The following is a 23,990-nucleotide window of genomic DNA, read 5'->3' on the forward strand; positions in this document are numbered from 1 at the left end:
GTAAACGTTTTTATTTAACACATTACTTATAGTTATCACATTACTACCTTTTTCCTTGTATACAATTTAACATATCTATAATATTTATCAAGCATTTATCAAAATTTGTATCAAGTTCATAGAAAAAACTAATGAAACCCTTTACAACAAATAATAGTTATTCAATACAACGATAACCTATCCAATCCAGTAATATGTAAGGGCCATTAAATACAACCGTTAGCTAAAATAAATAATTTTGTGTAAATTTAACGGGCATTTTTTAGCATGTAAATCTTCTTTGCGTATGCTCATAAACTCACATAAGTTAAGCAACATCGCTCCGCACTATAGCTGTTTGCAGAAGCCCTTTTTGCACTCATACTTATTATTTATCAGTAATTCCCCAACTTTCGAACATTACACATAGTTCTTCTGAGTTAACACGCGTAATTCCGGTAAAAATAATGGTATTTTTACGCCCACTCTCCTTCTGATTACGTTATGCGGGCAGCGGATTTTGTGAAATATTAACAAACTTGCAAAATGAATGCATTATTCATAGGAAGAAATTGCATTATGTTTAAGTATCGTTAGTATGAAATTCGGGGTTCCCGTTTGTTAGCTCGGGTAAACGACAATGCTTTTTTAAATACATTCATCATTCTTTAATTATCTTCACTAAATTATCTCTTTTTTAATTCTCACGGCAAATAACCCCTAAACGCAACAAATTTGTTAATGTTCACTTTCAACGTCGCTAATGCACTTGAAATTGTGATAACAAACCCCATTAAATACAAAAAGAAGCCATTTCTCAGATTATTCTAAGAAATAGCTTCTATATAAAGGTACTTAATTTAACGTTGTTTAAAATTCACATTAATTACAGCAATCTCGCTATCGGAACCAATCCGCATTGGTGGGCCCCAAGTACCAACTCCCGATGTAACAACCATTTGCGGTGCTTTTTTATTTTCGCGATAGTAACCATACGCGGCTGGATACATTTGTTTAACAATCCAATTTCCCGGCCACAATTGTCCATTATGCGTATGCCCACTTAATACTAGTGTGTTTGTTTGTCCGTCATAATCGTGATAATTGCTTGGTTGGTGATCCATCACGATTGTTGGTAAATCGTTTTTAGCCCTAGTTAACGTTTGCAACATCTGCCGCTTAGGTACGTCATTATAAATTGGTCGTGAATCCCGGCGCCCAGCTAAGATAAACTCATCAGCCACTTGTTGCTCATTATCACGTAACAATTTAACATTACCTTGTGCCAAAGTCTGTAAGAATAAATTAAAGTCCTTACCACTATCATGGTTACCTAAGCTTGCATAAACACCATCGTTGGCTTTAAATTGACGTAATATTGATGCCGTTTTCTGTGGCTGATTAAGTGCCGCATCATTACCATCGAACACATCGCCCGCAATCAAAATGACATCCGGCTTGGTCTCATTAACTTGTTTAACAATTCTAGCTAAATGTTGATTACCCGTTACGTACCCGATATGCAAATCACTGATGAGCGTAATTCGTAGCGGCTTGGCATGCACTTGGGCAGTTGTTAGTGTCACATTATAGTCTTTTTGCTCAATCGTTTGCGCGTGGATTAAACCGTATCCCGTTACCAAAACTGTAATGACCACTGCTAACAGTCCACTATATTTCAACACTTGCCGTTGCTGACTTTTTTGACGCCAAATTAATTTCTGCGCTAGCCACGCCAACAAGCCCACTAGATTTGTAAATAGCACTAGATACAGTAGCACACCAAGGAGTGCAAGAAAAATGACCACCACTTGTCGGCCGACTGCTGAGTTCGGATCACGAAACAACGTAAAGCCCAAAACAATCCCCAGTACTACGACGACATAAATACTATTAAACAGCCAGCGCTTCACTTGTGACCACCAAACTGTAGCCCATTTTCGTAATAATCGCCCAGTATTCGTCAATGCGACGACTAACACGGCGATTGGAATTAACATCAATAACCACATTTTGTCTCATCTCCTTTTTCATCAAACTCGTTACCAAGTTTTTACATTTTTTAATTTCATATACCATGGACAATCGTTTCCGCCACATTAATCATTTAATAACTTAATTTTAACATACTCATAATTTTCAACTGAGCAGTACTACTCAAAAAAAACAGCATCATTCCCTAAGCATTGAGAACGCTGCTGTTATACCATTCATACTTTTGTCCAAATTTAGATTTAGATGCGCTTAACCAAGGTTGCGACACCCATGCCACCACCAACGCATAAGGTTGCGACACCCAATTGCTTATCGGTGCGCTTCATATTATGAATTAAAGTTACTAAGATGCGTGCTCCGGAGGCACCTAATGGATGTCCCAAGGCAATCGCCCCACCGTTAATGTTGACTTTCGCGGGATCCACACCCAATTCAGCAACAACTGGTACTGCTTGGGCTGCAAAAGCTTCGTTGATTTCGAACAAATCAATATCATCAACTGCCAAATCGGTCTTTGCTAACAACTTTTCGGTCGCTTTAATTGGTCCCAAGCCCATAATATTAGGGTCGAGTCCAATCAAAGTTGATGCTTCCCATTCAACCAAAGGTGTCAAGCCGAGTTCTGCTGCTTTATCAGCCGACATTAAGACGACTGCCGCTGCCCCATCATTTAAACCAGCAGCATTACCAGCAGTAACCACACCGTCTTCAATAAATGCAGGCTTTAACTTTGCCATCTTTTCAAGTTCCACATTTCGCCGTGGTGCTTCATCTTGCGTAATCGCTTCGCCACGTGTCGCTTTTGCTCGTGATGGCACTGCCACGATTTCATCGGCAAAAAGATTATTGTCGATTGCATTAATGGCTTTATTTTGACTGTTCAACGCAAATTCATCAAAATCCGTCCGGGTGAAATCAAACATTTTGGCGACATTTTCTGCTGTGTGGCCCATTTGAATATCAGAGTACGCATCATTTAACCCATCGGCCAAAATCACATCTTCAAACGCACCATTGCCAAATTTATAACCAAAACGCGCATTGCGTACTAAAAATGGTGCACTTGACATGCTTTCCATCCCCCCAGCAACCACAATATCGGCATCTCCAAGTAAAATGCTTTTAGCAGCAAGATTAATACTTTCAAGACCTGATGCGCAGACAACATTTACTGTCGTTGCGGGAACCGTAACTGGAATTCCCGCGCCAATTGCTGCTTGGCGTGCGGGATTTTGACCACCACCGGCTTGTAAGACATTCCCCATGTAGACTTCTTCAATCAATTCAGGAGCAACGCCAGCATTGTCCAAGGCCGCTTCAATCGCAATACTTCCAAGCTCAGTAGCCGAATAATCTTTGAATTGACCACCAAGTTTACCAATTGGTGTCCGCATCGCACTAACAATCACTACCTTATTTAATTCCATTTTTTATATACCCCGCTGTCCTTGTCTATGACAGTTGCCTTCAATAAATTCACTAACTTTTTGTAGCTACTCCGTTATCTATTTTATCATACTTAATTTTGACTGCAATCATCTGTCTAACCCGTCACTTTTTGCGGTCAAAAAACAGCGTCTTAACCACCCATTAGTAGTTAGGACGCTGGTATCATATTACTTGTTTAGTTACTCAATACCTGTACCCTTGCAAAATAGTGGCCATCTAGATCTGGAAAAATAAGTGATAGTTGTTCACCCATCTCCATAATATTCCAACTACAAGCATTAATGATGGCGTCACCCTCGCAGCTGCAGATAAATACTTTTATAATGAAAGCATTTTACAAATTCATGTCTTGCTTAAAATTCAATGGTGACAAGTCGGTAGCTGTGGTAATTAATTCCGCTGCCAACTTTTGGTACTCAGCTAAGGCTAGTTTTGCATTGGCATTGCTTTGTGCGGTCAAGTATTCAATCAGGGTATCCCCAGTCAATTGACGAGCTTGGCAATCAGCTCTTGCCACATTGGCTGCTAAGATTACATTTAATTTCTTTTGGGTATCTTGTAGCGTCCGACCAAATTGTAAATAGTGTGGATCAACAAGCACACCCACAAGTTTAAAAATCCAGTATGCAGATTGAGGGTGATATTTTTCAGTGGCGAGTTGATATTCCGCTGGCGTTGTTGTTGCTCCCGCATAGAATGGTACATAAACTGATTGTGCCGCCACCCCTTGTGCTATCCAGTGAATGCCAGCTACTTCTGTTGGCATGTTGGGCCGAATTTGTAAAATATGGGATTCTTGCGTCTTCGCTAGACTAACTGGCCGAAATTGGCGTTTTTCTTGTTCGCTTCCCACGCCAATTGGATCAAATGCCGTTCCTTCAAAGTGCGATGCGAGAAACTGTTGAGCTTCCAACCGTGAAATTTTGCGATTGGCCTTGCGAATAAATGGCATGTCATCACTAGCTGGGACTTGCGCAATTTCAGGATTAAACATTTGCTGGCCATACCAGACCCGTGGCGTGTTGTAATAGGCATCTGATAAATCATGCGTGCCAAAAATATTCCGCCAGTTAAAGGTTTCAGGATTAGGATTTAGATGGTTTTGCGAAACTACATCCCGTAAATCAGACTTATATATGAAGTTATCTGCATCGTCGAAATCAATTTCTTGGATTGCCATTTGATTAGCCACTACTGCATAGGCATCATCTGGAATCCGTTGTGCAACCCACTGGTGTCCACCGGCAGATTCAAAATACCAGACTTCTTCACGATCACTAAAGAGTACGCCATTCGATTCGCACGTTCCGTATTCTTCGATAATCATACCCAACCGACGCACACCTTCACGTGCTGATTGGACGTATGGCAATACTACGGTCACCATAGCTTCTTCACCAATTCCGTCAGTCTCCAATGGATCAACCGCTAATGCGCGTTCGTTAGTATATGTTGATTCAGTTGCACTCATCGCAACGCCATATTCATTAATGCCTGCTTCTTCAAACAGGCCAAATTCCTTCGTCCATTCAGGCGTTGCGGTGTACTTGCCACGAACTTTGGGTAATTCCATCGTAAACCCATTGTCTTTTGAAACAAAAGTTTGTGGTTCAAGGAATTCTTCATGTGGCCGCACAACCAATGCTTTCGCCCACGCGGCCCGTGAATCTTCATTGCGGCCAATCATCGTTGAGCCATCAATTGATGCGTCCTTCCCAATCAAAATACTGGTACATGCTTTGAAATTAAATGTATTATCCATCATTTCATTTACCCCACTTTTCTTTTTGTTTGCTATTAGTATTATAGCCTATTCAATCGCATCTCTGTGCGTGTAACCGACTCGAAACAAAGCGCTAAAATTTTTCTAGTGTGGAATTTGGATATGCATCTCAGATTGATTCCCACTACGAGGCTGGAACCAGTCTGGACACCGTGATGGAAGACAAGCATTTGAAGCCACAGTGCGGTCTTCAAATGTTTGCGAAGCTTGGGTTCGCTAACGCGCTAACCATCTTCACAAATCCATAATCAGTAACGAAACCCGTTACTGATTATGCCATCACGGTGCGAGCTAAAGTCCAGCCTGTTTCCAGCCCCTTCGTTAGTTTGAGTAGGCAGTCTGACTAGTAATATGCCGTAATCCTTGTCGCTGCAAGTTTAGCGGTAATCAATAATTCCACGCAGTGGCATCATACATCTCATCATATTTTATAAATTCCACGTCAGACGAAATAGAGCAAAAAAACGCCACTCCATCGGGAATGACGTTTTGTAAGTTTAATTTAAAAAGTAAAAAAATTGTCTCTATTTCTTCTAGCGTGAGATTCTCATTTCTGTACTTTTGTTTAGGGATACTCTCGTACCACGGAATATATCCTAGTCACTAGTTTGAGTACAGCATGAAATCAGCGATAACTGATTTGCTTGAATCTACACCCTACGTCAGACGGAATAGATTCAAAAAAAGTATCCACAATCATGCTAATACAAATTTTAGTTTTCCACTGCCAGTTGCTGTAATTGCAATGTTTGTGCCTGATTGATTTCATCATACAACTTATTAGCTAACGCCTCATTAAGATTCCCCGCCACAAATTGGGTCTGCACATAATTATATTCCAACTGAAACGCTTGAATAAAAAGATCAACGGGAATTTTTTCATTTTCCACATAATCTTGCCGGAAATATCGCTGCCGTTCTTCTAAGGTTCGTTGTACGAATTGAATATCGGTAATTTCCTCATGTGAATTGGTTAGGCGCTCTTTAGCTAAATCTGTTAGATAATTTTCTAAGCGCTCATGCAATTGCGTTTCAAGTTGCCACAACTGTTCCCGAAAATCGTCATGTTGTTGCGCCGCATCCGCATGCGCTTTTTGCCACTCCTGCCGGGAATTCAGTCGCTGTTTATGGGTAAACTGCCCTTGTTTCGCATGCCAAAGTTCATGTGCAACAACATGCTTAATATCATTAAATTTACGCAAGATATTAAACCGTTGCCCTGAATAGGTATTCAAAATCTTACGATAAACGCTTAGTACTCGTGGTTCATACATTTCCTTGACTTCATTACTATTCAAAAAATCATCTTCAAGCTGTCCCACCATTGACCAGATTTGATAATATTGTTGACGGTGTTGGGTTTCATCACCAAATCCCTTTTGTGATTGTAGTTGCCCGATTACGGCAAAACGGACATCATCAACAGTAATTTGTTCCGTCAAATGCAAACTAGCGTAATCAATCATTTGAACACGCGCATTTTCAAGTTCCGTTTCATTAAAAGATAAATCCTTCGCAGGTAAAATTCGCGGTAATACCAACGCTGGTACAATCATACTCAACAGAATAATTACTGTCGCGAGAATTAAAAGTTCTTCACGATACGGAAATGCATGCCCAGCGATCATTAGTGGTAATGAGAATGCCATCGCTAAGGTAATTGTTCCATGTACTCCACTTAGCGCAAAAACTGCTGAGTTCGTATTTCTTTTTTTAGAGTTATGCGGGCCAAAGTACAAGGTGCTTTCTGGAATATCACCGATTCGTCCAGCTAAGAACCGAATTAGCAACATCACTACATAGATCACGAAGCCCAAGCCTATCAACTGCCAACTCGCTCGAGCGCCCAATTCTCCAAACTCCTCGAACACCCTTGGCAAACTAACGCCCAATAAAATGAATACGAAACTATTCAATAACGCACTAATAGTATCCCAAATCGTGGTTGAAACAAGTTGTACCCTGGTCGCCGTGAGCTTTAAGTTTTCTGACTCAAAATTGTGAATCATTCCAGCTGTCACTACGGCAATGATTCCAGAAGTTCCAACATGTTCGGCTAACAAATAAACGACAAATGGTGTCAGCAACGCAATCGGAATAATTGTCAATTCTGGCGTAACAGCCCGACGATTAAAAAACGTACGAACCGTAACAAGCAAAAATCCTGTAATTGCACCAACAGCAATACCACCAACCGCAACAAACACAAAATGCCCCAAGCCATCCCAGACCGAAATCGAACCCTTTGCCATCACCGATAATGCCAAATCAAGCATCACTAGGCCACTTGCATCGTTGAACAGAGCTTCATATTCTAGCGCATTATCCACTCCCGTATCAATTTTAGATTGAGCAGTAAGCGACTTAACTGCAACCGCATCAGTGGGTGTAACAATTGCCGCCAAAGCAAGCGCCAACGGTAAGGTCCATTGTACCTCTAAGCGATTTGCAAGCATACCAACAATGGCAACCGTCACCACAGCCAATACAACTGCCAATAAAAATATTGCCCGTACATTTTTCCGAACCCCTTTTAATGAAGTTTTCTGTCCATCATTAAACATCAGCGGCGCAATAATCAGGAGCATAAAATACTCTGGTTCCAACTCAAAATTCCGCATAATCGAAGTCAGCGACAACAATACTCCAATGACTATCAAGACAAATGCGTCCGGAACCTTTGGAAAAACTTCATGGAGCATATTCGCCGCGATTACCCCGACGACTAAGAGTGCTAATAAATAAAAAATAGCCATATATTACGTGTCCTTTACTTTAGATAATGGCTAATTTTACCACACGCACCAGGCAGTATTCAGCAATCGACCGTTTATTATTCAAATTTATATTTTATGCTCAAATTCCGCAATTAGGTTCTTTTCTGTCTGACGGGGGATTGAATAAACTAGTAAAAAAAGTAATAAGGTGTATATTCAAGCAAATCCGTTATCGTTAATTTTGTGATGCGCCCAAACTAGTGCTTAATGCACATTCCGTGATAGGTGAGTATTCTTAACCAAAGGTACAGAAATGAGAATCTCACGTTAGCATAAATAGAGCCCGCAATTCTTATTTTCGTCCAACTCACCGCAGCCAAAATAAAAAAACACAAATAAAAGGGGCTGTATTTTTTTTAGCGTGGGATTTCAATATCTCACGCTTTTTTGGTATTCAAATTTCACAAACTTTTCCCAAAATAAAAAGACATACATCGTCTTTCCTTGTTATTCTGAAGTTCTCACACAAACAGAAAAGGAAATACGACATATGCCACTATATTCTATCTTACGTGCCACTGGATTAACAGACCCAAATTTCAATTTTCACATTACTGATGATGGTGAGTTCAACTATCTTACTCAGAATGACAAACATGATTACGCAACCCTTAATTACGCCGCTACGCTTGATGTTATGCCTGAATGTTGCCCTTACTGTGCTCATTCAAGTTTGTATCGCCATTCCACGGAATATTCGGTTCACGTATTGCCTTCCACAAACGGTTATCATCAAGTCCTACATCTCGACAAAAAACGTTATAAGTGTAACGGCTGCGCCCGTACTGTTGTCGCCCAATCCCATGATTTACGGGACAATTCTAAAATTACACGCCCTTTATTGCTTCAAATACTCGACCTCGCACGATTTGATATCTCAGCCAAGTTGATTTCATATATCCTCAAACTATCACACACTAAGATTCATAAACTTCTCAACGCCACAGCTGACCGTTACCGGCCAAACTATGAACAACAACTCCCACCAGTTATTTGTATTGATGAAGTTCAATACATGAAAAATCGCTACGGCTTCGAAATGATCAATGGCTCGAATTCTGATTTTATCGAGATTTTCCCAGAGCGCACGAACGCTAAAGTTAGGGGCTATTTGGCGAATTTCTCGTTAAAAAATCGTAAATGTGTGAAACTTGTGGTCACTGATATGAACGCCAACTATCAAAACTGTTGTCCGGCGATGTTTCCTAACGCACAGGTCGTTATCGACCGCTTTCATACTGTCCAACTGGCGATGAAAGCCGTTCAATCTGTCCGAACTGGGTACCAAAACACTGTCGACAACCGTACTCGAATCTACAAAATTCTCAAGTCCAACTGGAAACTTTTCTTAACCAACGAGTCAAAGTATGATATTTTCGCATCGCGCTGGTTCAAAGGCATTAATCAATACGCTTTCACCATCGACATCCTTGATGAGGTCTATACCCAATGCCCAAACTTGGGCATTGCTTGCGAAATCTATCAGCTTATTTTACGGGCCGTAAACAGCCGCAAGGAAGATGAATTCGTCGCGCTACTTAAAAACTATAAAACTACTGGCACGCCCATGGATACGGTCATCAAAACTTATAAGAAATACAGACGTGGCATCATTGAATCGTTTAGAGTTAAAGCCAGTAACGGGCGTATTGAAGGCATTAATCGACGTATCAAACAAATGAAACGGACCGCCTATGGTTACGCTAAACCCGCTAACTTCTTCCATCGAATTCGTCTCCAATTATTAAATAAACACGTTTTAACATCACAATTCACTAAATTGATGACAGAATAAAACCCCGAAATCCGTTAAGATTCCAGGGTTATTTCACAAGCTTAATTTCGCCCAACCCACGTCAGACGGAATAGAGCCATAAAAGGCCCCTAACTCTCGCGAGCGGGGCTACTTTTATTTAACGGAAGAATCACGCCAATTCAACGTTTACTTACCCGAGAAATGGACTTCATTAAAACTGTTGGCGTTTCCGCTTGATCAAAACATGGGACGTGGACACCCACAAGTCTTACGAAACTACTTTGCCTGGCTAATAACTTTATGCACCGAAAACATCCTGTGCTTCATGCTAATCTAACTACGATTAGTTGTCGCTAACTTGGTAATCTACCTGGTATTAGTCGAGAGCAAACCTCCAGCAAATCCGGCCACAATCACTCACAACTACTAAACGATTATCTGGTATCGGATTCTTATGGTTCTTCCTTACAAGATATATAATATCATGTAAGCGTTTACAACGCAACTATTTTATTTCATTTTCTGATATATTGTCTTCTCGCTCAATTGGACGCAACTTAATGTGCTTCCTGAATCCCAATTGCAATGGTACGGTTTCATCAACCACATCACTATAATCCAACCCGTACCACGTTTTTTGCGAACTTGAGACGCGTTCCAACCAGAACCGAGATTGAATCACCCATTTATCAAACCACTTCAATTCAGACTCTGGCGATAACTCTTCATGAATTAAAATAAACATAAAGTCACCCACCTGGCGATTCGGAATTGTTGTGTATTTTTGCGGTTGCTTATGCACGATTTTATTTTTCATCAAATCATTCACAATCTGTCGCAAATAAATATTGATACTTTGATTGCGCCGGAAGCCGAGATTGATATTGATTAACATGACATGTTCACCAAATTTTTCATATGAATATTCCGCCGTATCAGGATAATCTGTAACATTAACTGATACAAACCAATATATATCCGCGCGCTTTGGCCGTTTATCCAGAATTGAGTACATAATTTCTTTTTTGATGTCTGTATTATTTTTGACATTCACTAAGAAAATCAAATTTTGAGCATAGACATCATAGTTGTTATCTTCGGCTAATTTGTTCAATTGATCTTTGTATGCATATAAGGAAGCGTACTCAACTGAATAATCTTCTGATTCCCGTAAGTACTTACCATGGTGCCAAATGAACATTACTAATAGAATAACGCCTGCGATAATTACAGTGACGTACCCACCATGGATAAACTTAACTAATGAAGCAATAAAGAACAGCGTTTCCAACGTTCCAAAGAACCCAACTAAACCAATGGCAAATACACGCTTCACGTTCTGCATCCGTAAATATTGATATAGCAGAATTGTCGTCATTAACATCGTCACCGTAATTGCCAGTCCATAGGCAGCTTCCATGTGCGCCGAAGTTTGGAAGAAAGCAACAATTGACAAAGTCACAGCCGCAATAATCCAATTAATCGAAGGCATGTAGAGTTGACCACGATGTTGGGTTGGATAGAGCACCTTGAAGCGTGGTAAAATCTTGAGCCGCATTGCCTCGGCAACCAATGTAAACGAACCCGAAATCAATGCTTGTGAAGCAATAATGGCTGCCACAGTTGCCAAGATAATCGCTGGAAAGCGAATTGGTGCTGGTACGATTTCAAAAAACGGATTCAAATTTGCAATTGTGGCCGTGCGATTATTGATTATCCAAGCTCCTTGACCCAAATAGTTCAACGTCAATGTTAAGAAGACAAATGGCCACGTGTTATAGATATTAAACCGGCCGACATGCCCGAGATCCGAATACAACGCTTCAGCCCCGGTTGTCGCCAAGAACACACTACCCAAAATGAATATTCCGACTTTGTTATCTGGACTAAACAAGACATGAATCGCATAATATGGATTCAATGCTTGGAGAATTTCAATATTACCCGCGATATTCAGGATGCCAATCACGCCAAGAAAACTAAACCAAACGAACATGGCTGGTCCAAACGATTTGCCAATCCATTCAGAGCCAAACCGTTGAATACTGAACAATGCCAGTAACACGACCATGGTTACAATCACAACTTCGGACTGAGCACTAATCGGTATGATCGAACCAAAATGCATGCCTTTAAGGCCTTCAACTGCCGTTGTGACAGTCACGGCTGGCGTCAGCGTTCCATCAGCTAGTAATGCTGCGCCACCAATCAACGCTGGAACTATTAACCAACGTTTACGTTTACGAACCAAAGTGTAAAGAGCAAAAATCCCCCCTTCACCGCGGTTATCCGCCTTTAATGCAATCACCACATACTTTATGGTCGTCAATAACATAATCGTCCAAAAAATTAATGAGATTGCACCAAAAATCAAATCACGTGACACACTTGCCAGACCGCCGTTGTCTTCTACAATTGTTTTCATCGTATATAGTGGTGATGTACCAATATCTCCGTAAACAATTCCAAGTGTCACTAAAAGACCGGCCGCCGTTACGCGTTGCCTTGTTTTCGCATTCATTTCCATTCCTCGATACATATTTTTCTTATAAACAAAATCAGTATATCACCTAAATCAATTAAAGCTAGTGTAGCGAATTACAAATTCAAAAAAGTTCTAACCCGTTAACATCAACAGGTTAGAACCTTGATCAAAATACTATTAACAGTACTTGTCCCCTAGTAATTAAATGCCACCACTTGTAAGCTCCCACCGTCGCTTATCTGTTCTTATTTTCCGGCTTTTGCTACCGCAGCTTGGCCCAAAATGTTCAAGTAGTTAAATGGACGGTCAAACCAAGGTTGGAATAACATATCAACCATGGCTAATTGCTCAATCGTAAAGTTTGCTTGGATTGCAATTGAAACGGCATTGGCTGATTGCGAGATGTCGTATTCACTAACTAATTGGGCACCGACAATCCGGTGGGTCTTAGTTTCCCAAACTAATGTCATCAAAACTGGAGTTGTTGATGACATAAATTCAGGGCGGAAGTTATCTTCAACTGTAACACTTTGGACGTCCATATCTTGCATTTCGGCAGCTTCCTTCGTCAATCCAGAAGCAGCAAAGTTCAAGTCATACAATTTCAAACCAGAACTTGCTTGCGTCCCCATATATTCAAGGGTTGGTTCAACAATGTTCATACCAACTAATGTACCTTGACGCACGGCATTCGTTGCCAATGGAATATAAGCGTTATCATGAGTTGGGTTGTAGTGCACTGCCACTGAATCCCCAGCACCAAAAATATCAGGGTTTGAAGTTTGCATGTAGTTGTTGGTCATAATGGCACCGTTTGGCAACATGTCAACTTGGCCCTTCAACAAGGCAGTGTTTGGCTTGAAACCAATTGAAAGAATTGCAATATCAGCAGTATATTCACCACCATCAGTTGTAACTATAACTTGTTTGTCACCACTAAAGCCCTTGACCATTTCACCGGTCACAACTTTAACACCGTGTTCTTCAAATTGCTTGGTAGCTTTATCCGTAAATGCTGCGTCGAAATACTTGTTCATAATCCGTGGCATGCCGTCAATTACAGTGACCTTCTTACCACGTTTTTCAAATGCTTCAACTAATTCAACCCCAATGTATCCCGCTCCGATAACAATCACTGATTCAATATCATCGGCTTTGGCAAAGAGTGTTTGGGCGTCGTGATAGTTTTTGCACAAGTAGATATTGTCATTTTTGATACCATCGATTGGTGGCACAATTGGCAATGAACCAGTCGTCATAATAAGTTTGTCATACGTATCAGTAATTTCAGTACCAGTGGCTAAATCACGAACTTGCACAGTCTTATTGGCTGCATCAATTTTCAAGACTTCGTGACCCATTTTCAAATTAGCACCTAAACTAGCCAATTCTTCAGGACTTGAATAGAACAAGCCGTTGACATCTTTCACTTCACCTTGTAAATACAAAGCAATCCCACATGACAAGAATGAAACATTATCATTTTTTTCATAAACAGTAATATCTGTATCTGGATAATTTGTGAGCGTTTGCTTGATGGCAGCCGTTCCCGCGTGTGTACTTCCTACTACAATAACTTTCATGTTAATCTCCTTTTAACTTCCGTATGTGAAGAATTATACAACTCAAAAAGACCGTTTAGGCTCCACTTTCCTAAACGGTCTTTCAAACGTCCTAAACGGTTATTAAATGCTAAAATCGTTCCGTCATTGTTTTCATCATGTTACGTGCAACTGGCAAGGTTTCACCATTACTTACCTCTAATAAATGCTCCGTTTTGTTAAAGGCGCTAATTTTGGCCGGATTAACCAGACATGCTCGGTGACAACGCACTAGCTCAGTATTTTGTTCAGCCAGCTCACTTAATTTCCCATAAAACTCAACAACTCCATCATCAGTAACTAGGCGTAATTGATGCGGAACCGGGGTTGTTTCTATATACAATATCTTATCAAATGGCACTTTATGTTGTTGTGCCTTTCCATCAAGTACTAAGTTTTCTGCGGGTGTAATCTGGGCTGAGCGCTTGGCTTGATAGTTAATTGTATATGCCAACCGTTGTCGCAACTCATCAACTGGGAGACGTTTATCAATATAATCAAATGCTGCTACCCGATATTCAAACGTTACTGGTGCAAATTTTTCAAAACTGGAAATAAATGAAATTGTCCCAAATGGATCGTGTTGCCGTAACTTACTAGCGACTTCCAAGCCACGTAGCTTGACCCCGTGGACATCAACGTCAATGAAATACACGTTATTTTCACCGGAGTGATTATGAACAGCAGCCGTAAAATCCGCCAATTTTGTAAACACTTCCACAACACAATTTGTGATTTTTTGAGCTCTTTTTATTTCTTTAGCCAATTGCCCAATTTGTGTGGCGGTGGCTAACTGATCATCAACGACATATATATTCATTACGACCCATCCCCCTTCGATTACGATTTCAACTATAACTAATTTTAGCATATTAGGGACAAATAAAAAAAGAGTGTCCCAAAAGAACACCCTTAATACACAAGCTTTAGTTCAAGCCACGTACAGCTTTCCAGTTTCGGACATAGCCATCAACACCTTTTAGTGCACTGACAACATCATCAGCGGTTACTTCATATGGCATTTGTTTGATAGTTTCACCTGCAGCCGTTGCTTGCTGACCGACAAGTAACAAGTCTTCATCAGAAGCGTCTGCAAGATGTAAATCCGCCAAAGTAGTTGGTAAACCTAATGAATAAATGAACTCGAGATATTTTTCAAACGTTGCTTCATCAGCCCCATCAAGAAATAGTTCCGTTAAAATTCCATACGCAACTTTTTCACCATGTGTTAAGTGGTGAATATCGCCCTTCAACGCTGTGAAACCATTGTGAATTGAGTGAGCTGCTGCGAGACCACCACTTTCAAAACCGAGGCCCGAAAGTAATGTATTCGCTTCGACGATTTTTTCCAATGCTGGTGTAACAGCGTGGACTTTGTTAGATTCGATTGCCGCATGCCCATATGCAAACAAGGTATCTTCGGCCATTTGGCCAATCGCAATTGAAGCTAAAGTTTGCTTTGCGCCTAACATCGTATCACCATATGCAGTTTGGACATCGCGTACTTCGACAAAGGTTGCCAAAGCATCGGCAATTCCTGAAGCCAACATCCGCACTGGGGCATTCGCAATCACACGGGTATCAACGAGCACTAATTCAGGATTTTTTTGATAGAATTCATAACGATCAAAATTTCCTTCATCAGTATACAGCACTGACAACCGTGATGTTGGTGCATCAGTTGAAGCAATCGTTGGCACAATTACAACAGGTGTTCCCAAGATATCGGCAATTGATTTTGCTGAATCGATCGCCTTACCACCACCAACCCCGATGACAACTTCGGCACCGGCAGCTTTACCAATTTGGGCAATGCGGTTGATTTCATTATCGGATGCTTCCCCTTGGAAATCCGCCACATTAACCTTAAAACCATTGGCTTCCAGATTAGCAATCAGCGTGTTACCTGCGTATTTCTTCGCAGAACCACCCGCCAACATCAGCACGTTCTTACCAAATTTTTCGATATATTGCGAACCTTCGTTTAAAACGTCTTTACCTTGAATATAAGTTGATGGACTAGCAAAAATTTGTGTCATTTGAACTTCCTCATGTGTCGTGAATTTAATATGTTAATTATATCACAAAACATGTAAGCGTTTCCGCCGTGAACACTTATCACACACGGTTCTGCCAAAATCACTTAACAAAATTCAATGTCACTACCGTTTTAGATTTTTTCTTATCGACTCCCGTGACAATCATTTTTGCACCGTGCTTAACCAAAAATTCATCTTCACTTTGATAATCTGACAGTGGCGCAATTGCAGCCCCGTATTTACCGGCAGGCAATTGAATTTTCAAAATTGCATCACTATTGAAGGAGTTTGCAATTTCACGATCAAATGACGTCGACATATATGCTTGGTCTGAATAACGCGCTCCAACCTTAATCTGACCACCTTTGACCCCATAACCGATTGATTGCACGCTAGTGCCACGCCATACCGTCACATTGAGTGGCATCGCGAATTTATTCAAACCGCGGTCAATCTTGCCCACTTCGCCCTTTACTTGCTTAGTTCCAGGAATCAAATTCCGGAGGTAACTATTAATATCTTTATAGCCATCCGATGTGTAATGATAGATGGCTTTCTTTTGTGGTTTTGTTAATTTTTTGGCCCATTTGTGACTGGCTTGCAAAACTAAAGCATGCTGCTTTGCTGTCAAATTAGTCGTTTTCGTATCATACGTAAATTGTTTTGCTGGTGTCACATACATTTGTGAAGCCTTTAACGTTTTAGATTTAATGATAATTCGGTGCCCATTTAGTGCTTTGACCTTCGCCCCAACCTTAACAACCGAATTCTTTGACAATTTGAAAGTTTTCACTACTTTCTGATTACTCTTCTTAACTTGGTAAACTTTAATCGTCTTAGCAGTTACTTGTAGCTTATGCCCCTTTTTAACCGCCTTACCCAAATTAGCCTGTGACATACCATCCGCATGGACGCTGACCCCAACACCCATCGCCAACGTTGCAACCCCCAACGTCGTAATTCCAAACTTCTTCATTCCATTCATTATGCATTTCTCCCCAAAATAAATTGTATTGTCGTCATGTAACAAAAATAAATGTAACATTACCGTAATGTTTCTTCAACTACTTTTTAAATTTGGCACATTTACCCCGGTCAACGCCTAAAATCACAAAAAAAATTTGACAATTAAAATGGCAATCGTCAAGTTAATTCCTAATAATGAGTCATATCACTGGTATTAATCTAAAAAAGGTCTATCGTTAGAAGAGTAGATTGCATTCTACAAAAATTTAGTTCGACGAAAGAGGCTTATACCATGGTAAAAAAGCACAGTAAAGAAGAACGTAAAGCATTGATTGAAGCAGAAATGGCTGCTCGCGATAAGGACCCAAAGGATACTAGTAAAGAATCTGGCTTCGATAAACTTCGCGATCAAGAAGCTAAGTTAAACCAAGCATAGTAACTAGTTTACAACGCATATATTCGATTAAACTTAAAACGTGTCGTCTATTAATGGCGCCACGTTTTTTTCGTTCACTAAAAGCGAGTTTGTCTTGCCGGTAAATAATCTCATTACAGCATTGCGTCATTTATTACAATAGTGTAACATTGAGTTTTATCGATGGTTGTCACTTGCTTTATTAATGTATTAGCTATCATCCACATGCAATGCCTTCAAAATCAAGCACATATCATTTATTACTAGAACTATAAGGGAGTTTTATCATGGGGGAAACACATCTACACCGCCGCTATATTAGTGGCTTTGACGGGGTTCGCGCGATTGCCGTGCTCGCTGTTATTTTATATCATATTTTTCCAAACGCATTACCTGGGGGTTATTTGGGGGTGCCAATTTTCTTTGTAGTTTCCGGTTATTTAATTACCGATTTACTACGACAAGAGCTCGCCAATACCAATAAAATTAATCTTCGGAGTTTTTATGAACGCCGGATTAAGCGACTCTACCCGGCACTACTAGTTATGCTTGTCTTAACTGCAGCCTACATTACTTTGTTTGACCGTGGGGCACTGTTGGGATTACGGGCAACCATCTTAACTAATCTGGTTTACGTCTATAATTTCTGGGAAATTAATCACGGGCAATCGTATTTTCAACAATTTACCGCCCCATCACCTTTTACCCACCTCTGGTCATTATCGATTGAAGGTCAATTTTATTTAGTGTGGCCGGTATTAGTATGGTTACTTGCTAAATTTAAACTGCGAGCCAGTAATATCTTCAAAGGTCTTATGATTCTAGCGTTTGTTTCCGCAGCCCTAATGGCGCTAAAATATAACCCCGAAAATATTAATCGTGTTTATTACGGGACTGATACGCGCCTCTTCACCATTATTTTCGGTGCTGCTCTAGCTTATATCTGGCCATCAACCCATTTGAGCGAAACTTTGAATGCTACAAGTAAAAAGTTTTTAAATTACCTCAGCTTTGGCGCATTGGGACTTATTTTATTAGGATTCTTCGTCCTAAATGGACAAGCATCACTGACCTACTATGGTGGGATGTTTGTCTTTGGTTTTGTCGCAATGATTTTTGTCGGGACAATTGCTCACCCAAGTGCTTTTCTCGCAAAGCCTTTGAGTAATCGTGTCTTTCGTTGGATTGGTACCCGTTCATATGGTATTTATTTGTATCAGTACCCCGTGCTCGTTTTCTTTGAACATGCGGTACCAAATTATCAAAGCCACCATATTCTCTACGGACTTGTCGAACTAATTATCATTGGTGTAATTAGTGAACTTAGCTACCGCTACCTCGAACGACCTTTACAACACATTAATGTTGCCAAAACAAAAACGGTCTACGGGCGCTTCATGCATAACGATCGGCACGTCTTAATTGCGACCGGGGTTGCGATTGTCGTTATTGCCATTTTTAGTTTCGGTCTATTTCAACCGCAAGCTGCTACTGGTTATCAATCACCCTTACAGGTCCAATTGGCCAAACGGGAACGGGAAGCTAAACGTGCCAATAAAGTCGTTACCGAAGCACAAGCGGCAAAATTAAAACAACCAAAAAGCAAAACAAAAAAAGAAGCAACCACCGCACCTACAAAAACGCACCTAAGTGCCAAACAGCGACGCATTGCTCGTACTTATAACTTGTCTTACCCAGCTGCACAAACATTAGTAAACACACAAATCACTGCTATTGGTGACTCAATGCTTATCAACGTTGGCCCAAGCCTGCAAAAAATCGTCCCAACTGTGATTGACGGTCAAATTGGTCGCCAACCTGGGGTGGCGCCTGACTTACTTCACCAACGTAAATTAATGCCCAATATTTTAGTCATGCTTGGTACAAACGGCCTAGTTAATCAGCTAACCATCGACCAAGTAATGAAGCTGGCGGGTACTAAACGCCAAGTGTTCTGGGTCAATAATTTTGTCGCCAATAAATCATGGATTGCGCCAAATGTGAAAATACTCGCCAAGCAGCATCAAGCTAATTTCCACTTGATAAATTGGCATGCCCTAGTTCGCACGCACCAAGATTGGTTAGGTCCGGATGGCATCCACCCGAATACGGTTGGCGATATCCACTTAACTAACCTGATTGCCAGTGAAGTTGCCCGCGTTAACGCAAAGGGATAAGGCAATAACTACTGAGTACGTTTCTAGTAATAGAAGCGTACTCTTTTTTGTCCCATTTACAACAAATTCCTTAATGTAGGTGTCACCTCAACGAATCTTAAATAGTCACTTCACAGACGTTACAAGACAAATTTGCAAAAAAAGTCCGACAATTAATTAAATAACGATTAAAATAATTAAAATCGTCCATTGACTTTTAATCAATTTGCCATTATTCTGTAGTTACGCAATTGAATGAAAATAAACAAGTTGATCAGGAAAGTAATTATGTGGCGCTCGCCCAGAAAGTTCACGTTGATGGAAGTGAACCCTGCCTAGCATAATGAAAATGGCCTGTGATTGGTATAGTTGAACCTCGTTTACGAGTTTAAAACTATAACGGGGTGGTTACCGTTATCACAACACACGGATTGCTATATCATAACAGTCCGTTGCTAAGGATGATCGAGCAATCTATCATCAAAAGATAGAATGGTAACACGACAAGCTCGTTTCTAAATTAATTAGGAATGAGTTTTTTTGCATTCATTGCGTACTGCGTTTAATATATTCGAGCATTGCTCATGAATTGGGGAAGATTAGGTTATGAGAATCAAGCGAATTACGATTTGTAGCGCCACATAATAGCACCAGGGGGAGTGCCACAATGATGTAGGCACGCAATCTCGCATCAATTGCCACAGTAACCAAATTGGAGATATAGACACTATGGGAAAGAAACTCACTTACACACTTAGTACCATCGCGGTTCTTGCAGTAATCGCTGGTGCCGTTGCGCTCTTGCACAAACCGAGTGCTAACACCAAACCAAAAGCCGATGCTAAAATTGGTGATTTCAAAGTAACTTATACAAACAAGGCCAAACCGATTAAAGATGGCACTTTAAAAATTGGCCTCGCTCAGGCTTTTACCGGTGTATTTGCGCCGGAGCTAGTTACCCAACAAGTTGATAGTCTCATTGCCCAACCATTAGGTACTGGTTTACTCAAAAATAACTCATCGTACCAAGTCGTCGATGGTGGGGCTGCTAACTTTAAGCTCGATAAGGCAACTAAAACCGCTACGATTACGTTGCACAAAGGTTTAACGTGGTCAGATGGTAAACCAGTCATCGCCAAGGACTTAGAGTTTGCTTATGAAATTGTTGGTAATTTAGCTTACGGTGGTATTACGTACACTGATTCATTAGAAAATATTAAAGGTATGGCCGCGTTTCACAAAGGTCGCGCAAAATCGATTAGTGGGATCACCTATCCAGATGGCGAAAACGGTAATTCAATTAAATTGGCCTTTAACAAACTTTCACCAGGCTTAACACAAGCGGGATCAGGTGATTATCTATCCACCGCCGAACCATACCACTACTTGAAAGACATTAAACCTGCCAAGCTCGCTGGGTCAAAGCAAATTCGTCAAGCCCCCCTTTCATGGGGTCCATTTAAAGTTGAAAAAGTCCTCACGGGTCAAAACATCACCTATGTTCGAAACCCCTACTACTACGCAGCCAAGGCGAAATTAGCCAAAATTGACTTACAAGTAGTTGCGAGTTCATCAATTGTGGAAGGTCTAAAAACCAAACAATATGATATTGCGTATCAAGTGCCAACGACTTCATACCCGGCTGTCAAAAAATTACCAGATTATGTCCAAACTGGCCGGCAGTCATTATCATTTTCTGCAACTTACTTTAACTTAGGTCACTTTGACGCAAAGCAAGGCGTTAATGTGCAAGACCGGAAAACAATTCTGCAAAATAAAAGTATTCGGCAAGCTTTGGGGTATGCATTGAATACTGATCAAGTTAACAAGAAATTCAATAATGGGCTTCAAACCTTTGCAAATTCAACGGTGCCACCGGTTTACAGTGGTTACAACGATAAAGCAGTCAAAGGCTTCCCCTTGGATATTAAAAAAGCCAATGCAATCCTCGATAAAGCTGGTTTCAAATGGGACGCAAAGCATGAATACCGGCTGAATCCGGATGGCAAGCCATTTTCTTTAACCTACTTGGCGCAAAACGCCGGGGCGATTTCTACGACCTTAGCGCAAAATAATTTACAACAATGGAAATCCGTTGGCCTTAATGTGCACTTATATAAGAATCGCTTAATCGATTTTAATAGCTGGGTCCAAAAAGTTACGACTAACTCGAATGATTGGGACATTACGAATGCGACCTGGAGCTTAAATCCTGACCCGTCACAATCTGACCTCTTCTCAGCTTCTGCTCAATACAACTTGGGGCACTATGTATCACCTGAACTGACCAAAATCATTAACAATATTGATTCTGAAAAGTCATTGGATACAACTTACCGGAAAGCCCAATTTGCCGCCTATCAGCAATACATTCAGGACGAAGCTGTCGTGATTCCCCAAAGTTTCAGCATTAGTTGGACACCAATTAACAGACGTGTCATTGGTTGGAGTAAAGATGTTGGCGTTTATAATATGTACGGGAACTTAGCTGTTTCAGCGGATTCACCAGAATAACTCGTGACACTCAAATTTGGAATTTACCAAGATACAGAGTTAATAGGAGATTATATATTATGGGAAAGAAAACAATTTATACAGTAGGCACGGTTGCCGTTGTCGTAATCGCTGCCGGTGCATTTGCAATATTACACCACCCAACTAAAGCACAGACCCACAAAGATGCTACCGTTGGTGATTTTAAAATTTCATATACTAACAACGCTAAACCAATTAAGGACGGTACCCTTAAAATTGGTTTGTTTCAAGATGAACCCTTCACCGGAATTTTCGCACCAGATTTAATTTCCCAGACGGTTGATGGTTTCCTAACCGGACCACTGGGGAGTGGGCTCTTCAAAAACGATGAGTCTTACAAAATTGTTGATGGTGGTGCCGCTAACTTCAAGCTTGATAAGGCAACGAAATCTGCCACAATTACTTTGCGTAAAGGTGTCACGTGGTCAGATGGTAAGCCTGTAACTGCCAAAGATTTGGAATTTGCCTACGAAATCGTAGCCAATCAAGCGTACGGTGGCATTACCTATACTGATACGTTAGCCAATATTAAAGGCATGGCTGCTTATCACGCTGGCAAAGCAAAAACCATTAGCGGTATCACTTATCCAAACGGTGAAACTGGTAATTCCATTAAGTTACAATTTGGCCGCTTGACCCCCAGTATGGAACAAACTGGTTCAGGTAATTTCTTGGAATCCGCTGAACCATATCACTATATGAAAGACATCGCCCCCGCCAAGTTAGCTGGTTCAAAAGCCGTCCGCCAAGCACCACTTTCATGGGGCCCTTTCAAAGTTGAAAAAATTATCGCTGGGCAATCAGTCCAATACGTCCGGAACCCATACTACTATGGTCCCAAAGCGAAACTAGCTAGGATAGATACCCAAGTATCCTCTAGTGCAAGTGCTGCAGCGGCCTTGAAAGCCAAAAAATTTGACATTGCTTACGGTCAATCCTCGACTGCTTATCCCAAGATTAAGGCACTCACTGATTATGTCCAAACTGGGAAGAAAGCATTGTCATTTTCAGCAACATACTTTAACTTAGGGCACTATGATACTAAAAAAGGCGTGAACGTCCAAGATCGGAAAACCCCTTTGCAAAATACGGCACTTCGACAAGCATTAGGGTATGCCTTAAATATTGAACAAGTTAACAAAAAGTTCAGTAATGGCCTTAAAACCCGTGCTAACTCGACGATTCCAACCGCAATTAAAGGAGCCAATGATAAATCAGTCAAAGGGTTCCCCTTGGATGTTAAAAAAGCTAATTCGTTACTCGATAAGGCCGGCTTTAAATGGGATGCGAAGCACGAATATCGGTTGAATACCGATGGTAAGCCATTCCAATTGACTTACATGGCGCAAAACTCAACCGCTAACTCGGAACCAATTGCCCAGAACAACATCCAACAATGGAAAGCTGTTGGGGTTAAAGTGCATCTCTACAAAGACCGATTAACGGACTTTAACAGTTGGGCTCAAGTTGTCACTAGTGGCACCGGCGATTGGGATATCACTGATGGTAGTTGGTCGATTAATCCCGACCCTTCACCAGCAGACCTTTTCTCAGTCGGCGCTCAGTACAACTTAGGCCACTATGTTTCACCCGAACTTACGAAAATTCTTACTAATATTGATTCAACCAAAGCATTGGATCCAACTTACCGGAAAGCACAAGTCAATGCTTACCAGCAATACGTCCAAAAAGAAGCCGTGGTTATTCCACAAAGCTTCGGCATTGGCTGGATTCCAGTTAACAAACGGGTAATTGGCTGGACAAATGAAGCCAATAGCTACAATGATTACGCTACTTTAGCCGTTTCAGCTAATTCACCTGAGTAATTCTTATTCTAACTACTACCTTGCTCAATTTTATTCGGGTACCAGAACAGGCACCCGATGATTATGGGAAACTGAACCTGGATAAGTTGGATGTAATCCCCGTTTACATCGGTTTACCAGTGTTCGTCGATTTCCCACCATTAATGTCCAAATGGTTTTAATTATGAAAGTAATGTAACTGAGAATTGCATTGCACTCACACTTTGGGGGGTGCGACATCACACCCCC

The 23,990-nt window shown here is 40.9% G+C and carries 14 protein-coding genes; 5 read left to right on the forward strand and 9 right to left on the reverse strand.

Annotated features, from left to right (window positions below; all coding sequences use genetic code 11):
• Positions 1-839: 839 nt before the first annotated feature.
• The 4 genes from EQG49_RS01350 to EQG49_RS01365 all read right to left on the reverse strand — a co-directional run bounded on the left by EQG49_RS01350 (position 840) and on the right by EQG49_RS01365 (position 7,962).
• Entirely contained in the window at positions 840-1,991 is a 1,152-nt protein-coding gene (locus EQG49_RS01350) for a metallophosphoesterase (protein WP_133362275.1), read from the reverse strand.
• A gap of 222 nt (positions 1,992-2,213) precedes the next feature.
• A complete protein-coding gene (locus EQG49_RS01355; RefSeq protein ID WP_133362276.1) occupies positions 2,214-3,401 on the reverse strand; it encodes an acetyl-CoA C-acetyltransferase in 1,188 nt (395 codons plus the stop codon).
• Between the two features lie 356 nt (positions 3,402-3,757).
• Complete coding sequence (locus EQG49_RS01360) at positions 3,758-5,188, reverse strand: C69 family dipeptidase (protein WP_133362277.1); 1,431 nt, start codon at positions 5,186-5,188, stop codon at positions 3,758-3,760.
• Between the two features lie 731 nt (positions 5,189-5,919).
• A complete protein-coding gene (locus EQG49_RS01365) occupies positions 5,920-7,962 on the reverse strand; it encodes a cation:proton antiporter (RefSeq protein WP_133362278.1) in 2,043 nt (680 codons plus the stop codon).
• Positions 7,963-8,473: 511 nt separating this feature from the next.
• Between EQG49_RS01365 and EQG49_RS01370 the strand changes: the two genes are divergently transcribed.
• Entirely contained in the window at positions 8,474-9,778 is a 1,305-nt protein-coding gene (locus EQG49_RS01370) for an ISL3 family transposase (RefSeq protein ID WP_133362279.1), read from the forward strand.
• A gap of 466 nt (positions 9,779-10,244) precedes the next feature.
• On the opposite strand, the gene EQG49_RS01375 is transcribed toward EQG49_RS01370, so the two are convergent.
• From EQG49_RS01375 to EQG49_RS01395, 5 genes are all read right to left on the reverse strand, one after another.
• Positions 10,245-12,278 (reverse strand): KUP/HAK/KT family potassium transporter, encoded by a 2,034-nt coding sequence (locus tag EQG49_RS01375; RefSeq protein ID WP_423245968.1) that lies wholly within the window; start codon positions 12,276-12,278, stop codon positions 10,245-10,247.
• A 191-nt stretch (positions 12,279-12,469) separates the two neighbouring features.
• Positions 12,470-13,807: an FAD-dependent oxidoreductase gene (locus EQG49_RS01380; RefSeq protein WP_133362281.1), complete on the reverse strand. Its 1,338-nt coding sequence runs from the start codon at positions 13,805-13,807 to the stop codon at positions 12,470-12,472.
• A 109-nt stretch (positions 13,808-13,916) separates the two neighbouring features.
• Entirely contained in the window at positions 13,917-14,645 is a 729-nt protein-coding gene (locus EQG49_RS01385) for a LytR/AlgR family response regulator transcription factor (protein WP_165964711.1), read from the reverse strand.
• 106 nt (positions 14,646-14,751) lie between these two features.
• Positions 14,752-15,864: a glycerol dehydrogenase gene (locus EQG49_RS01390; RefSeq protein WP_133362283.1), complete on the reverse strand. Its 1,113-nt coding sequence runs from the start codon at positions 15,862-15,864 to the stop codon at positions 14,752-14,754.
• Positions 15,865-15,964: 100 nt separating this feature from the next.
• Positions 15,965-16,849 (reverse strand): ADP-ribosyltransferase, encoded by an 885-nt coding sequence (locus EQG49_RS01395; protein ID WP_165964712.1) that lies wholly within the window; start codon positions 16,847-16,849, stop codon positions 15,965-15,967.
• 273 nt (positions 16,850-17,122) lie between these two features.
• Here EQG49_RS01395 and EQG49_RS13575 point away from each other — a divergent pair, with 273 nt between their 5' ends.
• The 4 genes from EQG49_RS13575 to EQG49_RS01410 all read left to right on the forward strand — a co-directional run bounded on the left by EQG49_RS13575 (position 17,123) and on the right by EQG49_RS01410 (position 23,762).
• Complete coding sequence (locus tag EQG49_RS13575; RefSeq protein ID WP_165964713.1) at positions 17,123-17,266, forward strand: hypothetical protein; 144 nt, start codon at positions 17,123-17,125, stop codon at positions 17,264-17,266.
• Positions 17,267-17,532: 266 nt separating this feature from the next.
• On the forward strand, positions 17,533-19,422 hold the full coding sequence (locus EQG49_RS01400) for an acyltransferase family protein (RefSeq protein WP_133362285.1): 1,890 nt from the start codon (positions 17,533-17,535) through the stop codon (positions 19,420-19,422).
• 708 nt (positions 19,423-20,130) lie between these two features.
• Positions 20,131-21,915 (forward strand): ABC transporter substrate-binding protein, encoded by a 1,785-nt coding sequence (locus EQG49_RS01405; protein ID WP_133362286.1) that lies wholly within the window; start codon positions 20,131-20,133, stop codon positions 21,913-21,915.
• Positions 21,916-21,974: 59 nt separating this feature from the next.
• Positions 21,975-23,762, forward strand: a complete 1,788-nt coding sequence (locus tag EQG49_RS01410) for an ABC transporter substrate-binding protein (protein ID WP_133362287.1) — start codon at positions 21,975-21,977, stop codon at positions 23,760-23,762.
• Positions 23,763-23,990 lie beyond the last annotated feature (228 nt).

The organism is Periweissella cryptocerci (assembly GCF_004358325.1).
Classification (GTDB): Bacteria; Bacillota; Bacilli; order Lactobacillales; family Lactobacillaceae; genus Periweissella; species Periweissella cryptocerci.

Coding starts and splice junctions, on each gene's coding strand:
- EQG49_RS13575 (WP_165964713.1), top strand. CDS start 17,123: ATGGTAAAAAAGCACAGTAAAGAAGAACGTAAAGCATTGATTGAAGCA.
- EQG49_RS01410 (WP_133362287.1), top strand. CDS start 21,975: ATGGGAAAGAAAACAATTTATACAGTAGGCACGGTTGCCGTTGTCGTA.
- EQG49_RS01375 (WP_423245968.1), bottom strand. CDS start 12,278: ATGTATCGAGGAATGGAAATGAATGCGAAAACAAGGCAACGCGTAACG.
- EQG49_RS01405 (WP_133362286.1), top strand. CDS start 20,131: ATGGGAAAGAAACTCACTTACACACTTAGTACCATCGCGGTTCTTGCA.
- EQG49_RS01350 (WP_133362275.1), bottom strand. CDS start 1,991: ATGTGGTTATTGATGTTAATTCCAATCGCCGTGTTAGTCGTCGCATTG.
- EQG49_RS01390 (WP_133362283.1), bottom strand. CDS start 15,864: ATGACACAAATTTTTGCTAGTCCATCAACTTATATTCAAGGTAAAGAC.
- EQG49_RS01360 (WP_133362277.1), bottom strand. CDS start 5,188: ATGATGGATAATACATTTAATTTCAAAGCATGTACCAGTATTTTGATT.
- EQG49_RS01400 (WP_133362285.1), top strand. CDS start 17,533: ATGGGGGAAACACATCTACACCGCCGCTATATTAGTGGCTTTGACGGG.
- EQG49_RS01365 (WP_133362278.1), bottom strand. CDS start 7,962: ATGGCTATTTTTTATTTATTAGCACTCTTAGTCGTCGGGGTAATCGCG.
- EQG49_RS01385 (WP_165964711.1), bottom strand. CDS start 14,645: ATGAATATATATGTCGTTGATGATCAGTTAGCCACCGCCACACAAATT.
- EQG49_RS01370 (WP_133362279.1), top strand. CDS start 8,474: ATGCCACTATATTCTATCTTACGTGCCACTGGATTAACAGACCCAAAT.
- EQG49_RS01380 (WP_133362281.1), bottom strand. CDS start 13,807: ATGAAAGTTATTGTAGTAGGAAGTACACACGCGGGAACGGCTGCCATC.
- EQG49_RS01355 (WP_133362276.1), bottom strand. CDS start 3,401: ATGGAATTAAATAAGGTAGTGATTGTTAGTGCGATGCGGACACCAATT.
- EQG49_RS01395 (WP_165964712.1), bottom strand. CDS start 16,849: ATGAATGGAATGAAGAAGTTTGGAATTACGACGTTGGGGGTTGCAACG.